The 698-nt window shown below is 52.1% G+C and carries 1 protein-coding gene; it reads left to right on the top strand.

Translation table 11 applies throughout. The annotated features are described in order from the left end of the window. On the top strand, positions 1 to 698 hold a 698-nt coding region (locus QZ311_RS12375), incomplete at both ends, for a transposase (RefSeq protein ID WP_297068533.1).

Below are 698 nucleotides of genomic sequence, written 5' to 3'. Positions count from 1 at the left end.
GAGCAACGGCGAGGTATGGACTTTCCTCACGAACAAGGACGGACACGGTGGCCGTGGGACGCTGGCGGCGGCCATACCCGGCACAAAGAGCGATGAGATAACCACAATCCTCATCGGAGCCATGGGTAAATCGGTCAGACGCAGGGTAAAAGAAGTGACCTGCGATCTGTCGCCCTCGATGATGCTGATAGCCGCCGAGGTATTCTACAACGCCCACGTCGTTAACGACCGCTTCCATGTGCAGCAGGTCTATAACGAGGCTGTCGACGAAATTCGCATAGACATACGCCGACAGCTCATTGCCGAAGACAACAGCCGTGACAAATCAGAGACCCCAATTACATATTCCAACGGCGAGACCATGCGCCAGATCCTTGCCCGCAGCAAGCACACCCTGATGATGTCGCAGAACAAATGGACTGACATACAGCGTCATCGCGCAAACATTCTGTTCAAACACTATCCGATACTGAAAGCTGCATACCATCTGGCTATGGAACTGCGCCAAATCTTCAACGCAAAGATATCACCCACCAAAGCAATGGGTCGGATGAACAAGTGGTATGAAAAAGTAATGGCATTGGGCAACAACAACTTCCGCTCTGTCATCAAGACGTTCAAGAACCACGCCCCGACTATCCTAAATTATTTCCGACGTCGCGCAACTAATGCCTCGGCCGAAGCCTTCAACTCCAAAG

The organism is uncultured Duncaniella sp., assembly GCF_910578445.1.
Lineage (GTDB): Bacteria > Bacteroidota > Bacteroidia > Bacteroidales > Muribaculaceae > Duncaniella.
This window is presented reverse-complemented; position numbering and strand designations above follow the sequence as displayed.